This window comes from Agrobacterium leguminum (assembly GCF_005144435.2).
Classification (GTDB): Bacteria; Pseudomonadota; Alphaproteobacteria; order Rhizobiales; family Rhizobiaceae; genus Agrobacterium; species Agrobacterium leguminum.
In genome coordinates this window covers 2,351,588-2,365,149 of the sequence record NZ_CP120212.1, presented here as the reverse complement: position 1 = coordinate 2,365,149, position 13,562 = coordinate 2,351,588, and the positions used below count along the sequence as shown (strand labels likewise).

The following is a 13,562-nucleotide window of genomic DNA, read 5'->3' as shown; positions in this document are numbered from 1 at the left end:
ACTTCTCCGATCCGTTATCATTGTTTCCCGACGTCTCCGGACTTTGCGAGACATTGAAATGGCAATATGGCCTGCTGGCTTAGAGCCAAGATCTCGCAATCTGGTAAGCAACGGGCGGTTGCTAGACAATTCCCCATGCCCGAAACCGCCCCCTCCCCGTCATCTCACGTAGGCCGAGTTCCAAAACGATCCGCCGCGCCGCCTGGGGTGTGACCTCGAGCGTTTTCGCCACCATCCCGGCCGACACCAAGGGTTTTTCCATCACCAGCTCGACCAGTTCCGTCAGTTTTGAAGAAGCCCGGCGCCCGTGCAGCTTTCGGTCCATCATTGTCTTCGCCAGCATTAGCCTGTCGTGCTCCTTCATGCCGATCTCGGCGGTTGCCAAAAGCCCATGGGCGATGGCGAGAAGACGCGTCTCACGATCGCGATGTCGACGGCGATCGACCGCAATGGTTTTGAGACCGAGATTGATGGCGGCGAGATGGGTGCCGGTGGTGATCCCAGCCTGGCGCAGGATCGAGGCGGCAAAGAGCCGGCCGAGCCAGGGCGCATGCTGTAGCACCGCAATCTCGGTCCAGGCATCGAGGGCAATGATCGCCTGAAGCACCGCCGGCAAGTCTTTGGCCTGGCGCAACACGCCGCGCCATTCGTCGAGCCGGGCACCCTCATCCCAGTCGAGATCATAGATCATCGGATCCTTTTCAGCTGGCTTGTTGCCCGCGGTGGGGCCGGGCCGTCTGGCGCTCTCGATTGCCGCGTCCGACCGCGCCAGCACCGCATCGATGGCGGCATAGTCAATCCCCGGAAGATTTTCGGCTTCGTCAGCGTCTTCCCCCTCCCCTTCCGGATCAATCGCGCCCATTTCCCGGGTGGCCGCGGCGGTCCCCGCCCCGTCTGTGTCGGCCGATGTGAGCTCCGAGGTTTTTCTGAGAGCGCGAACGCCGTCAGTCGACAGCGCCCAGCCGGGGAGCTGGGCGGCGATCCGTCGGCGGGTTCGCAGCACGTCGCGCGCGATTGTCAGCTCATGGGTGGGTGTGCGAATATCCTTCGTGGCGTCGTGGAGGACGAGGTCTTCGAGGTGGACGAGTTCGCCGTCGATCCACAGCGAAGCGCAGGCATCGGTGAACTGGGTGCGCCCGAGGAAGCCCTGGCCGACCGGCGAACGGGCAACCCTCTCGTCCAGACGCGTGAGAGCGACACCGGTGCGGAATGCCGGCTCCAGCAAGGCTGTCATGCTGATTTTCACGAGATCATAAGCCATTGAAATCTTGGTAAGTGATTTCTTATAGGAACTCTATAGCAATATTACGGCTCCCCACATAGTATGATTTTTGGTTGGCGTTATAACCATCGACAAGTACCCCTTATCATAATTATACTTTATAGATTTTCAGCAAATAATCATCGACATATTCACGATTTATATTAATTTATAATTGAATACGCATTACGATTGATCTTTCCATATATGATTATTTATCATTAAAATCCCCAACAGAGCGACACTGACCACCGTTATTATTTATCGCAAAAGAATCTACGGTGGCACGACCAACTTAGCGTTAGATGGGCAGCATTCGGCGTATCGAGGAATGTTGTTGAGCTGCGGCCATTTCATATGCCCTCCCAAGTCGGCCTCCAGCGTATAGCCGCCGCCGTTCGCGCGACATTGGGACGGGCAATGCCGTCAGCGCCAAGCTTCTGCGAGGGTATACAAAGTCACATGACAGTTTATCCTTGTGTCCGCACCGACCTCGCGGAATTCCATCTCCCGCCTGTCCGAGATACCGCGCCACATCGAAGTGTGACGCTGAGATAACGACTACGGGAATAGCAAACCGCTTACCTCAGACATCAACATCCGAACCCATGTGGAAAAAAAGCCTTTCCTCTCACTTACGCCCCATAGTCCATTGCGACCTTGCTTATCGGTGAGTAGCGACGGCGCTTTCAATCCCACGCACCAAGTCTCATCAAACCATTTGATCATCTGCTGGACTTGTTTGGCGGGGCACTCCACCAGCATCCACCAATTCAATTGCAGCTTGGGACGTTGCTAGGTCCTGTTGACAAAGTATGGCAACCATATCTTCGCGGCGGCCAGAGCGAGGAATGCTGAGAAGGATTTTTGGGTTTTGTCGTATCGGGTCGCCACGCGGCGGAACTGCTTGAGACGGTTGAACATCCGTTCGATATGGTTTCGATTCTTGTAGGCTCGGAAGTCGCAGGCAGGCGGGTTCTTCCGGTTGGCCTTCGGCGGAATGACCGGCCTGATCCCATGGGTCAGCAGTTCCTCGCGCAGGAAATTGCCGTCATATCCTTTGTCGGCAAGAAACAACCTCGGTTTACCGACCGGTATTGCCAGTAAATCAGGAACGGCACTGTAATCAGAAGCCTCTCCGCCGGTCAGGATGAAGCCGAGAGGGCGTCCTTGACCGTCTGCACGGGCGTGGATTTTCGTCGTAAAGCCACCGCGTGATCGACCAAAAGCCTCCTTATAAGTCCCCTTTAGCGCCCGCTGCCTGCGAATGGCCGCGAACCGTTGTACTGTCGATCATATGCTGCCAGTCGTCGGTCAGCCCCAACTCGACCAGCGTCTCTAACAGAGCGTCCCATATGCCTTGTTCAGCCCATCGGCGGAAACGAACATAAATCGAATTCCATTTACCGTATCGCTCATGCATATCGCGCCATGGACAGCCAACGCGCAAGACGTGAAGCATCCCGTTCAAAAAGCGGCGGTTGTCATGCGATGGGCGAGACTTGCGGCCCCGCTCTCTCGGCAGCAGCGGTTCAACTATCCGCCATTCTGCATCACTCAAATCGCCTCGTTCCAAAACCGCCTCCTAAAAGGTAGTGTTGAATCACGCTTCAAGCGATTTTGGAATCGGGGTCAATTGCAGCTGATGAGCTTTTCGCGTCCAAAGTCTCCCAAATCTCGCCATCGCGAACCTCAATCCAGGCGGATTTCTGATGCTCAGGGCAACGGTCAAATATGGTCCAGCCAGGCTGGCCGTCTGCGGTCATAAACGAAGCTATATAAAGCCCGCCTGCCAATTCAATCGAGAGCTCTGGAAGTCGTCCGAATAACGATACATTTCGAACGTCACGACCGATAAGCGACCGAAAAGTCTCTTCCCAACCGTCTTCGTCGCTCCAACTTCCGCACACAATCGAGTTTTCATTCTCAATCCGCCAACTCCACTCGATCATGACTGTGAAGTCGCCCTGTGAATTTCCGGGAGTACCGTCGCGTCTCACTTGGGGTGATAAGCGGCCAAACTCCAAGAAAATTGCCGAGCCATGGCCACGCCAAACCGCCGACAACGGCTTTGTCAAAAGCGCAGATCGATACTTATCGAAAACTTCCAGAGGCGTTGGCAACGTATCCCTCCCAACCCATAACGGATCGAACTTCCCGATGATCGAGAACTTTGTCAACAGGACCTAACAGAATGCGCGCTGCCTCCGGCACGTATCGGAGATCGACGCCGGTGTCGAGGCGTTCTCGTATGACCTGGTCGCGGAGCTTCTCCGGGTATGTCCACGCGGTCACCAGAAAATCATGGACGCTGACCTTTTGTCCGCCGATATCGATCGTGGCCTCCCGGGCAGTCTCGGCATAATGCAGCGCCGCGACGCGTTCGCAGGCGTCGACTGCTGCAATCAGCATGCCTCTAATCGAATTCCAATCGGTTTTCGTCGTAACCTCTTTACAAATGACGAAGCTCTCCACTCTCAGCTTCGGTTCACTACCGCTTCCGACGTCACCCCCTCATCTTCGGGAATGAAGCCGCCAATCTGGCGTTTCCAGAGCCGCGCAAATAATCCATCCTGCTCGACCAGTTCCTCGGGCCTTCCCTCTTCGACAATCCGGCCATGATCCAACACGATGATGCGATCCATCCGCGCAATGGTCGACAGTCGGTGCGCAATGGCAATCACCGTTTTGCCCTCCATCACCAGATTGAGCTTGTCCTGAATGGCGGCCTCAGACTCGCTATCAAGGGCGGAGGTGGCTTCGTCGAGGATGAGGATAGGCGCATCTTTCAACAGCACCCGCGCAATGGCGACCCGCTGGCGCTGCCCGCCGGAAAGCTTGATGCCGCGGTCTCCAACGAAGGCCTGATACCCTGTTCGTCCTTCGCTGTCGGCGAGATCGACTATGAAGCCATCCGCCTTCGCCACTTTAGCCACCTGCTCCACCTCCTCCTGCGTTGCCTCTGGGCGCCCGTAGCGGATGTTGTCGCCTACCGACCGGTGCAGCAGCGCCACGTCCTGGGCAATCACCCCGATATTGCGGCGCAGGCTCATCTGCGTGACCTCGCGAATATCCTGCCCGTCGATGCGGATGGCGCCCTCCTGAATGTCATAGAAGCGCAGGAGCAGATTGACCAACGTCGTCTTTCCCGCGCCCGACAGACCCACAAGACCGACTTTCTCCCCGGCGCGCACGGTCAGCGACAGATCATCTATCACCGGTCTGCCTGACTTGTAGGCAAAGCGGATATGGTCGAACACGATGTTCCCATGCGAAACGCTCAGTTCCGCCGCACCGGCCCTGTCGATAATGGTCGGAGGCGTCGTCATGACAGGCATGGCATCCTTGATCGTACCGATCGCCTGAAATATCTGCTGGCCCATCTGCAGGAAGGTGAATGTGTGCCCTGAAAGCCGCTGCAATATATAGACCGCGCCGACGAATTCTCCGACCGTGATGAAGCCCTTCACCAGACCGGAAAGCCCCACCGACAGGATCGCCAGCCACAACGCCATGTTGAGCGCAACCACCGCCAGCTCGGATGCGCGATAGACACGCTGTTCCCGATGCTGCGTCTGCAAGGCTTTCATCAGTATGCGGCGGATTGTGCCTGCCTCGCTGTCCTCGGCGGCAAATTGCTTGATCATCTGCATATTGCTGTAGAGATCGGTGATCGCCCCCGAGACAAGGCTCTTTTGTTTCGCCGAGCGCCGTGACCGCTCCGTGAAGACCGGGGCAAGTTTAACGGCGAGAACTACATTGAGCACGATCCAGATGAACACCGGCAGCGCCAGCTGCCAGGACAAGGCGGCAAGGAGCGCAAGAGAGCCGACCATTTGCAGCAAGAAACGCGGTCCGATCTGAAACGCGTTGATAATCTGCTGCTGAACGGCTGACGAGACCTGCGAAAGACGCGAGGCGACCTGCCCCGCATAAAGCTCATGGAAAAATGCCAGATCCTGCTGCTCCACGGCCTTGTGGCCCTGCCACTGGATGGCCGCCGGCATCGCAATGCCAAGCGTGTGGGAATTGAGCGTATTGAGAAGGAACGACGCTATGGGCATCGCGGGGAAAATCAACAACCCAAGCACGGTCAGCAGCGGCCATTCATTGCGCAGGAAAGCCGTTGCTCCCTGCGCCGTCACCCCATCGACGATAAAGGACAGACCCCAGATGATCGAAAGATTGATGGCTTCCACCGCCATGGACGACAGGGCAAGAGCAATCAGGACGCCACGAAACATCGCAATGAAATGCAACAGCACCGCGACGGGGCCATTCGACGGCAGCGGTCGGAAGGGGATGTCGAGCGGCCGTATCAGCGTCTCGAAGGGGCGGAAGATCGTATCTGAAATCGACATGGGCCTCTCGGATCGCGGTTTGGTATCGCCGGGGAGGAATCAGCTACGCATCCGGCATGGAACCATGCATGGCGTTCAATCTCAATTACCGGCTTTGTTTTTTCGGATTGGAGCTCATGGTTTGGGCCCGGCGGAATAGCTGTCGGCCCAGTGAAACACTTAGTACAGCCGCGATTCGTGACAACGCGCTGACCGGATGTCACGCTGGCAAATGCATCCGATGCCCGACAGTCCGTTGAACCCCTTTTGTAAAATAAGCAAACAAAGGTGCGCGTTTTCGCTGCTCGTTAAAGGCGGGACCTGCAGGACGATCTCGCAAGCTCAGAGCGGCTTTGAAGAGTAGTTGCCGCTCTGGACAGGAAGCCGGTATCGAGACAGCCGCGCATGGAGCTGTCGGCCCGGCACATCTATAGTGCCTTGGCGAAGCGTTCCAGTTTGCCCAGCGTTTGCTGACCCAGCTCCACGGCGCCGAAACCCTTCGCTTGCTGGAACTCGGCTTCCGTGCTGAACACCATGCCCAGCACAACTTTCGTCACGCCATCCTGATCTTCAAAAGAGGCCCAGGCGTCGGCATGTTTTGGCCCGTTTTCGCCCCACAGCAGCGTATAGGCGATCCTCTCTTCGGGCCGGACCTCGACATAACGATGATGGTTCGGGAAGACTGTGCCATCAGGGCCGATCATGTCAAAGACCCATTCACCGCCCGTCCGCAGATCAATTCTCTTCGTGCGGCAGGAAAAGCCTTCAGGACCCCACCATTGCGGCAGCGTCTTTTCATTCATCCAGGCTTTCCAGACAATGTTTCGCGGCACCTTTATTACTCGTTCCAGTACCATGGTTCGCCCGGCCACGCTGGCCAGATTGTTGAGACCGGCGCCGAAACCCTGTTGATAGCCATCGCGCATATCCTCGGCCAATGAGGAAAGCTGCACCGTTAAGGTCAAGCGGCTACGCTCTTCCGCCGCCTGAAAATCGGCAGTTACCAGCGCTGCCGACTGCGTTACGCCGTCGGATGAGACCACCTCGTAATTCACGCTGCGGCGGGTTGGCTGCAGCTCCAGCCAGCCGCATTCACAGCGAATATCCGGCTGGCCGGCGACCTTGCAGAGCGACACTTCGCGACCACCCAGCCTGCTGTCCGCCTCCAGGAACTCCACGGTGACCGAGGGCGAGGGAGAGGCCCACACCGCCCGGGCGGCGGGTGACAGCCAGACCTGCCAGAGAGCCGATAGCGGAACGGCAATTTCCCGTTCGAAGCTGAGCGTTGCAAAACGGTCTTGCCGCTGATGCGGTTCAGCGTGTGCGCTTTTTTGATCCGGTTTCGTTGTCATTCGGATTCCTCCTTCATGGCCTGCATTGCAAATGCCTCCAGCCGATCAAGCCGGCTCTCCCACACGGCCCGCTGCTCATCGAGCCATGTGCTTACCGGCTCCAGCGCTTCCGGCACGATGGCGCAGGTGCGCACCCGCCCATCCTTGGACGTGACGATCAACCCCGCCTCCTCCAGCACGGAAAGATGCCGCATGACCGTGGGCAGACGCAGCCCCGTGGGCGCGGACAATTCCGTGACCGGCGCCGGACCGCCGCCGAGGCGCGCCAGAATCGCCCGCCGCGTCGGATCGGCCAGAGCCTGGAAGATCGGTGAAAGTTCCTGATGATGCTTAGTCATATTGCTAACTATCATGTTTCATCGCGATGGGGCAAGGAGAAACTTAGTAGGTCGACTAAGTTTTATCGGACAAAGGATACAAGGGAAACGATCCATCAAAAGTTGCAGAAAATGATTGACTCTCGCATCCATGTGAGTGAGCTTCGCCAGGAAAATGACGGGGAACAGAACAAATCATCATGTCGCCAGACCGCTTCAATGAATGCCTGCGGGTTATCCGCTGGACGCCAATCAATATTGCCTCTGCGCTGCAATGCGAGCTCTCATGGATCGAAGCGCTGGAAGCCGGCAATGAAGCCGTTCCCGATGGCCTCGCAACATGGCTGGAAACGCTGGCGCAAGCCCATGAAGCCCTGCCGCCGCCTTCGACCTATCGGGGAAAACGGTCGTCGTTCTGACATGGGCAACAGTTGAAAACCTTCACCAACGATCGGATCATACCAATGAAATCCCTCATCGCCGCCCTTGGCCTCATCGCCGTCTCGAGCCCTGCCTTCGCAGCCTCCTGCGAGAAAAACTTCACCGTTTCGGGCGTGCCTATGGTGACCGCCGTTTCTTATAAATCATGGCAGGACCTGCCGAAGGCCAAGGCGCCCGCAGTGCTTCAAAAGCTTGCACAGGCCGTCGCCGCCGAAGGTTTTTCAGGTATCCAGATCAACAAGGCGCTCTCGTCCATCGATGCCCATCAGGAAACCAGCGGCAGCGGCAGAATTCAGACGCTGCGGGTGGTGGCACGGCAGAAGGGCAACGCCGTGCGGATCGATGCCGTTTTCAATATTCAGGCAGGACAGATCGCCGACAAGAACGTCATTCGCGAGGGCATCTGCAATATCATAAAGGGCGTGTAAGGCGAGCGCGTCTGGGGCATCGGTCTGCGTTACGATCTCGGTGCGCATCACGCGCTTGTGGGGCGCAGCGCGCCGGACTTTGCGGTTCTCATGCGGCCGGAGGGGATCGTGGCCTGGGTTGGCGAAGGTGTTTTCGGTGAGGCTGAACTGATCGGCGCAGCCTCATGTTGGCGCAGAGAGCCGCGATGCGGCGGCGACGCTTCCCTGACTGGGTCGCGACGCCATACATCGTTACCCGATCAGCAGCAGGTGAAACCGCCGTCGATGGGCAGCGAAACGCCGGTAATCATCGAGGCTGCATCGCTGAGCAGAAAGACGATGGGTGCGGCGATTTCCGCTTCGCTGGCCCACCGGCCGAGCGGCATTTGCTTCAGGAATGGCTCGGCCACATGCGGCTGGCTCCAGTGGCCGGACGAAATCGGCGTCATGACAACGGTTGGATTGACGCTGTTGACGCGGATATTGTAGCGGCCGAGCTCCAGCGCCGAGCAGCGGGTGATATTGTCGAGAGCGGCCTTGGAAGAGCCGTAGGAGATATGGCCCGGCAGCGCCACAAGGGCGGCCTGGCTGGACACGTTGACGATGGCGCCGCCCTTGCCGAGCCTCACCATGGACTGGCTGGCATATTTCGTCACCAGCAGCGCCCCGCGCGCATTGATGGTGATGACCTTGTCGAAAATGGCGATATCCGTATCCATCGGCGTGGCGATTTCACCGCCGAAACCGCCGCAATTGACGACGCCCCACAGATCCAGCCCCTCCAGCGCGGCGCGAATTTCCTCGTCGCGGGCGAGATCGAACGCCAATGTGCGGCAACCGGTTTCCTTCGCGATAGCCTCGAGCACCTCCTGCGAACGCCCTGCCGCGATGACATCGGCATTGGCGCGCACGAGATGGCGCACCGTTTCCCCGCCAATACCGCCGCTGCCGCCCGTCACAAGGATCGTTCTGCCCTGAAAATCCGTCATTTCGCGTCTTCCTCCCTCATGGCGCCGAACATTCCGCACCCTTCACAACGTTTCAATTGATCCGCACCGCTTCAGTCTCTCGCGGGGTCTTCATATCCCGCGACACTCTCTGCCCCTTCACATCGAACAGATGGCAGGCGGCAGCCGGGAACGACACGGCTATGCGGTCTCCCGCGCGCGCCATGCGGCCAAGACTGTCTCTTATGGTGATGGTTTCCTCGCCCTCGCGGACATGGATGAAAGTATCGCTGCCGAGCAGTTCGACCATCGTCGCTTTCATCGAATAGGACTGTCCGCCCTGCCCGTCGCCGATTGCAATATGTTCGGGACGGATGCCGAGGGTTACGGTGTCGCCAGGTTCAAGCGGCCTTGAAACCGCAATATCGAGGGAGGGGCCGGCGGCGAGAGACACGGTGGCGATGCCTTCTGCGGCTGAGACGACGCGCGCTTTCAGAAGGTTCATGGCGGGCGAACCGATGAAACCCGCGACGAAAAGATTGGCGGGACGCTGGTAGAGCGCAAGCGGCGAGCCGATCTGCTCGATGCGGCCGCCATTCATGACGACTATCTTGTCGGCAAGCGTCATCGCTTCCACCTGGTCATGCGTGACATAGATCATCGTGCAGCCGAGCTCCGCCTTCAGCCGTGCAATTTCCACCCGCATGCCGACGCGCAGGGCCGCATCGAGGTTGGAAAGCGGTTCATCGAGCAGGAAAAGCTTCGGCTTGCGCGTCATTGCCCGGCCGATGGCGACACGCTGGCGCTGACCGCCGGACAATTCGCGCGGCTTGCGTTTCAGATAGCTCGACAGCTTGAGTTTCCCGGCCGCGCGGCCCACCCGCTCGCCGATTTCGGCTGTGGGCGTCCGGGCGATTTCCAGCCCGAAGCCGATATTGCGGGCGACATTCATATGCGGATAAAGCGCATAGGACTGGAAAACCATGGCCACGCCGCGTTCGGGCGGCTCGGCATCGCTCATATCGGCGCCATCCACCAGCACGCGGCCCGAGCTGATCGGCTCCAGCCCGGCAATGATGCGCAGCAGCGTGGATTTTCCGCAACCTGAGGGGCCGACCAGCACGCAGAATTCGCCATCCTCTATGGTCAGCGACAATTCGGGAATGACCGTCAGACTGCCGAAGGCCTTTGTGATTTTGTCGATCGAAAGCGTTGCCATGGGTCTAGCCTTTCACCGCACCGGCAGTCAGGCCACGCACGAAGGCGCGCTGCACCAGCACATAAAGAAGAATGAGGGGAAGCGCGATCAGCGTCAGCACCGCAAACAGCGCACCGGGGTTGGCCATATAGAGGCCGGAATATTGCATGGGCACGATGGTGAGCGTCTTCATCTCGCTTTTCGTCAGCACGATCAGCGCCAGGAAAAATTCGTTCCAGGTGACGATGAACTGCCAGATGGTGACGAAAACCAGCGCCGAGCGCACCAGCGGCAGCGCCACATGCCAGTAGGTCTGCCAGGCGTTGCAGCCATCCACCTTGGCCGCCTCAAACAGTTCACGCGGCGCGTCTTCCATGAAGGATTTCAGAATGACCATGGCGAAGGGCACGCCGAGTGCGGCATAGGGCAATATCAGCCCGATATAGGTGTTCACCCAGCCGAAATTCTTCAGGAGAATGGCAAGCGGCAACACCATCGTGGCGAGCGGCACCATCAGCGTGGTCAGAAGCGTGGTGTAGAGAAACAGTGTGCCCTTCAGCCGAAGGATGGCGATGGAGAAGGCAAAAAGCGAGGATACGGCAACCACGATCGCCACCGTCGCGACAGTGACGATCAGGCTATTCAGGAAGATGCCGCCGAGCGGATTGTCGCGGATGACGGTGATGAAATTGTCAAAAGTCACCGGCCATGTGAAGAGCGCCGCGTCGAATGCCTGCGCCGGCGTTCTCAGACCAACGGACAACATGTAGACCTGCGGGACCATCCAGATGCCGAGCACGATGAACAGCACCGCATGAATGAGAAGGCCGCGTGCGCGGTTGCGGGCAAAAGCCGTCATGACCGATCCTTTCCGGCAGGCGTCAGCCGTGCGCCGAGTGCTGCGATCTGCAGCAGCGAGAGGCCAAGCGCCACGACAAGAACGATCACGGAAAGCGCCGCACCGCTGCCGGTATCGCCCAGCACAAAGCTCTGCTTGAAGATGAAGGTGCCGAAAACCTCGCTTGCCCGGTTTGGGCCGCCGCCGGTCATCAGATGCACGATGGGAAAGGTCTGAAGCGTGCCGATGACGCCGAGAAGCAGCAACGATTTCGTGGCGGGCGCCAGCATGGGAACCACGACATGGGCGGCGAGTTTCAAACCCTTCGCGCCATCGATGCGCGCCGCATCCAGCACTTCAGACGGCATGTTGGCGATGCCGGCGATATACATCAGCATGGAAAACCCGGTCCATTGCCAGATGTTGACGACAATGAGGGCATAGATCGCCGTTTTGGGATCGCCGATCGGCGAGGTCGACATGACGATGCCGGCATATTTCAGATATTCCTGCGCGATGCCGTAATAGGGCGCGTAAATCTGCACCCAGACAAGGCTGACCACCGAAACGGAGGTGACGACGGGCAGGAAGAACATGGTGCGGAAGAAACCGCGCAGCCGGTCCGTGTGCCGTTCGATGAACCAGGCAAGCACCCCGCCCACCAGCATCTGGACCGGAATGGTGATGACACCCCAGAGCACCATGTTGCGCACGACGATCCAGAAGGTGGGGTCACCAAGAACCGTGGCGTAGTTCGAAAACCCCGCAAAGCTGCGTGCCTCGCCGGAAGCCGCATAGAAGCTCTGTCCCGTCACCCAGAGGATTGGATAGGCAATGAAAACGACAAACAGCAGAACGGCAGGAAGCGCGAAGACATAGAGCATGGACGTCCTCGAAACTCTGCTGCGTTCAATGATGACAGGCGTAGCGCCGGCCCTTAAAACTTCTGCACGCATGGGTTCTCACCGATTGATAATCACGCCGCCATCAAACGAAACGGCATCGAAAGGTGTTGAAGCGCACCAGGGAGGTCTTGTCGTGGTCGATGCGCTTCAACCCGCCGGGCGCATTTGGCAGCGCCCGGCATCTTGAGGCCGCCTGTCACTTGGACGCGAGCGCTTTTTTGGTCGCCTCGTCCACCTTGGCCAGCGCGGCCTCGGCTTCGATGCTGCCGGCGGCTACACCCGCCAGGGCGTTGTCCAGCGCCTCGGCCACGGCCGGCGAAGAAAAGCGCTGGTTTTCAGCCTTGGGCAGATCTGCCATGAACCGCGCCGACAATTGCTTGACGTGGTCGGTAATATCGCCCTTCGGCGTATGGCCCTCGAAGGCCGGCAGATCGTTCAGGTCGTTCAGCGCCTCCTGCAGACCGACACCATTGGTCAGTTCGGCAAGGAAGGTCCACGCGGCGTCATTCTTGCCGCCATTCTTCGTCAGGCCATAACCGATGTCGATGCCGCCGACCGGCGGGCTTGCCTTGTTGCCCTCCTTGACGGGAGGCATGTAGAAGAAGTCGAACCCGTCCATGTTCTGCACATATTCGGAGAGCGGCGGCGGGAACTTGCTTTCCTGCATCCACCAGGAGCCGAGCGCCATCATGCCCACCTTGCCCTGTGCGAAGAGCTGCGCGCCGGTCGGATAGGCATGCGCGCCAAGCGCACCCTGCTGGAAGATGCCGTCGTCGAACAGACCCTTCCACGCCTTCATGGCAGCCACCAGCTCGGGCGCGGTCCACGGCGTTTCACCCGCCTGCGCCTTGTCGACGATGCCGGGGGAAAACTGGTTGGCGAGCATCAGGAAGACGTTTTCGTTCTGCCAGCCGTCCGCAGCCCCCTGAAACATCGGGATGAGGCCGTTATCGCTCAGCGTCTTGGCAGCAGCCTTCAGTTCCGCATAGGTCTTCGGCACAGCGATATTGTGTTTTTCGAAGAGCTTGCGGTTATACCAGATGCAGAGAACCTGCGATTCCTGGGGAATGATGTAGAAATTCTTGTCGCCAGCGGGGTTGCCCATCAACATCTGTTTGCGGTTGACGGGGAAAATCTTCTCCTCCCACGTTGCACCCCATTGTTTGGCGGCACGGTCGTTTACGGGCTCCAGATTATCGCGATATTGCTGTGTGAGGGACCCCGGCTGCAGGCCGATGATGTCAGGCAAACTCCCGGATGCCGCCGCCGCCTTCAGCGCCGTGATATATTCCGGCGAATAATTGTAATAGGTGTAGTTCACCTTCACGTCTGGATGGGCCTTCTCGAAGGCCGCAATCGACTTCTTCATGGTGCTTTGCACGAACCATGACCATACGGTCACTTCTTTCTGCGCCGCACTCGCGACAGCAGCGGACAGAACGGCAGTCAGAACTGTCGTTGCAAGAAACAACGTCTTCCTCATCATATTCCTCCCTTTATTGTTTAAAGACGCATTGTTTAAAGATGCCGGCGGACCTGCCGCCCGATTTTATCGC

The 13,562-nt window shown here is 58.5% G+C and carries 14 protein-coding genes and 1 pseudogene; 3 read left to right on the top strand and 12 right to left on the bottom strand.

What is annotated here, in order from left to right; all coding sequences use genetic code 11:
- Positions 1 to 121 precede the first annotated feature (121 nt).
- The 7 genes and pseudogenes from CFBP4996_RS25305 to CFBP4996_RS25275 all read right to left on the bottom strand — a co-directional run bounded on the left by CFBP4996_RS25305 (position 122) and on the right by CFBP4996_RS25275 (position 7,291).
- On the bottom strand, positions 122 to 1,261 hold the full coding sequence (locus CFBP4996_RS25305) for an RHE_PE00001 family protein (protein ID WP_080853348.1): 1,140 nt from the start codon (positions 1,259 to 1,261) through the stop codon (positions 122 to 124).
- Between the two features lie 795 nt (positions 1,262 to 2,056).
- Positions 2,057 to 2,837, bottom strand: a pseudogene (locus CFBP4996_RS25300) (IS5 family transposase).
- A 34-nt stretch (positions 2,838 to 2,871) separates the two neighbouring features.
- Entirely contained in the window at positions 2,872 to 3,384 is a 513-nt protein-coding gene (locus CFBP4996_RS25295; protein WP_233283605.1) for a hypothetical protein, read from the bottom strand.
- Complete coding sequence (locus tag CFBP4996_RS25290) at positions 3,356 to 3,673, bottom strand: hypothetical protein (RefSeq protein ID WP_205529280.1); 318 nt, start codon at positions 3,671 to 3,673, stop codon at positions 3,356 to 3,358. Before CFBP4996_RS25290 ends, CFBP4996_RS25295 begins: the two co-directional genes overlap by 29 nt.
- Before the next feature lie 65 nt (positions 3,674 to 3,738).
- A complete protein-coding gene (locus tag CFBP4996_RS25285) occupies positions 3,739 to 5,622 on the bottom strand; it encodes an ABC transporter ATP-binding protein (RefSeq protein WP_080853352.1) in 1,884 nt (627 codons plus the stop codon).
- Positions 5,623 to 6,029: 407 nt separating this feature from the next.
- Entirely contained in the window at positions 6,030 to 6,953 is a 924-nt protein-coding gene (locus CFBP4996_RS25280; RefSeq protein ID WP_080853353.1) for an SRPBCC family protein, read from the bottom strand.
- Complete coding sequence (locus CFBP4996_RS25275) at positions 6,950 to 7,291, bottom strand: ArsR/SmtB family transcription factor (protein ID WP_162936012.1); 342 nt, start codon at positions 7,289 to 7,291, stop codon at positions 6,950 to 6,952. Before CFBP4996_RS25275 ends, CFBP4996_RS25280 begins: the two co-directional genes overlap by 4 nt.
- 179 nt (positions 7,292 to 7,470) lie before the next feature.
- Here CFBP4996_RS25275 and CFBP4996_RS25270 point away from each other — a divergent pair, with 179 nt between their 5' ends.
- Entirely contained in the window at positions 7,471 to 7,689 is a 219-nt protein-coding gene (locus tag CFBP4996_RS25270) for a hypothetical protein (RefSeq protein WP_003521599.1), read from the top strand.
- Between the two features lie 45 nt (positions 7,690 to 7,734).
- Entirely contained in the window at positions 7,735 to 8,139 is a 405-nt protein-coding gene (locus tag CFBP4996_RS25265; protein ID WP_080853355.1) for a hypothetical protein, read from the top strand.
- Positions 8,140 to 8,378: 239 nt separating this feature from the next.
- Here CFBP4996_RS25265 and CFBP4996_RS25260 read toward each other — a convergent pair whose 3' ends face one another.
- Genes CFBP4996_RS25260 through CFBP4996_RS25245 form a run of 4 tightly spaced genes read right to left on the bottom strand, consistent with a single transcriptional unit; the run spans position 8,379 to position 11,985 of the window.
- Complete coding sequence (locus tag CFBP4996_RS25260) at positions 8,379 to 9,107, bottom strand: SDR family oxidoreductase (RefSeq protein ID WP_080853356.1); 729 nt, start codon at positions 9,105 to 9,107, stop codon at positions 8,379 to 8,381.
- A gap of 52 nt (positions 9,108 to 9,159) precedes the next feature.
- The gene (locus CFBP4996_RS25255; RefSeq protein ID WP_080853357.1) at positions 9,160 to 10,284 is read right to left on the bottom strand and encodes an ABC transporter ATP-binding protein; all 1,125 of its coding nucleotides are present in this window, start codon (positions 10,282 to 10,284) and stop codon (positions 9,160 to 9,162) included.
- A gap of 4 nt (positions 10,285 to 10,288) precedes the next feature.
- A complete protein-coding gene (locus CFBP4996_RS25250; protein WP_080853358.1) occupies positions 10,289 to 11,122 on the bottom strand; it encodes a carbohydrate ABC transporter permease in 834 nt (277 codons plus the stop codon).
- On the bottom strand, positions 11,119 to 11,985 hold the full coding sequence (locus CFBP4996_RS25245; protein WP_080839283.1) for a carbohydrate ABC transporter permease: 867 nt from the start codon (positions 11,983 to 11,985) through the stop codon (positions 11,119 to 11,121). The genes CFBP4996_RS25250 and CFBP4996_RS25245 overlap by 4 nt, the downstream gene beginning before the upstream one ends.
- On the opposite strand from CFBP4996_RS25245, the gene CFBP4996_RS25240 reads away from it, so the two are divergent.
- Entirely contained in the window at positions 11,984 to 12,193 is a 210-nt protein-coding gene (locus CFBP4996_RS25240) for a hypothetical protein (RefSeq protein WP_137396287.1), read from the top strand. The genes CFBP4996_RS25245 and CFBP4996_RS25240 overlap by 2 nt on opposite strands.
- Positions 12,194 to 12,202: 9 nt before the next feature.
- Here CFBP4996_RS25240 and CFBP4996_RS25235 read toward each other — a convergent pair whose 3' ends face one another.
- Positions 12,203 to 13,489 carry an ABC transporter substrate-binding protein gene (locus CFBP4996_RS25235; RefSeq protein ID WP_059756491.1) on the bottom strand — a complete coding sequence of 429 codons (1,287 nt, stop codon included), beginning with the start codon at positions 13,487 to 13,489 and terminating at the stop codon, positions 12,203 to 12,205.
- Between the last annotated feature and the right edge of the window lie 73 nt (positions 13,490 to 13,562).